At 61.9% G+C, this 706-nt stretch carries 2 protein-coding genes; one reads left to right on the top strand and one right to left on the bottom strand.

Annotation, left to right across the window (positions count from 1 at the left end):
- Nucleotides 1–97: 97 nt before the first annotated feature.
- Complete coding sequence (locus FPZ47_RS27785) at nucleotides 98–496, top strand: integrase core domain-containing protein (RefSeq protein ID WP_246133651.1); 399 nt, start codon at nucleotides 98–100, stop codon at nucleotides 494–496.
- A 14-nt stretch (nucleotides 497–510) separates the two neighbouring features.
- Here the strand turns inward: FPZ47_RS27785 and FPZ47_RS29095 are convergent.
- On the bottom strand, nucleotides 511–706 hold a 196-nt coding region (locus tag FPZ47_RS29095; protein ID WP_210420052.1), incomplete at its 5' end, for a hypothetical protein.

Genomic DNA, 706 nt, shown 5'->3' with positions numbered 1-706 from the left:
TACCGGCCAGGACCTAATTCCTGTCGGCAACCCACGTTCACATGCAGTGAGGCCCCAGCCTGCCCATACCGTCTAGGCCCGGCCGATCCTGCTCGCGGTGTCCGACAACGGCCCGCAGATGACATCGGGGTCCACCCGGGAGTTCATGGCCCTGTGCGCGATCGCCCAACACTTTGGACGCCCCGGAACTCCGACCGAGCAAGCCTGGATCGAGAGCTTCAACGGCCACCTCAAGACGGAGTTCCTGCACTTGCTCGCGATCTCCGACCCCGCCACCTTGCGCGCCGAACTCGCCGTCACCCGCGAGTTCTGGAATGCCACCCGGTTGCATGCCGGCATCGGATACGTCACGCCCAACGACGAACACCAAGGACGAGGGGAGGCCATCGGCAAAGCACGACAAGCCGGACTCGAACAAGCCCGCAACCGCCGACTTGCCTGGCACCGCCAGCAAAGGCACACTCAACCCATCCAGGACCCCGACAATGTTGGCTGATCAAACGCGAATCTCTATCGCAAAGTCAGAAACACCTCACCCTGGAACCGGCGGGCCGCCTGCTGATCGGGCAGCTTGCGCAGGTCCTGCCAGACCGATCGCCGGACCTTGTCGAGAGCGGTCGTGACTAAAGATGTTTCGGTAATACAGTGAGTCGTTGTCATAAAGAAAGACCGGTGTGGGCGAGGAAGGCGAAACACAGCTCGTAGT

It is taken from the genome of Mycobacterium helveticum, from assembly GCF_007714205.1.
GTDB classification, from domain to species: Bacteria; Actinomycetota; Actinomycetes; order Mycobacteriales; family Mycobacteriaceae; genus Mycobacterium; species Mycobacterium helveticum.
The sequence above is the reverse complement of the archived record's forward strand: the minus strand, read 5'-3'. Positions and strand labels throughout refer to the sequence as shown.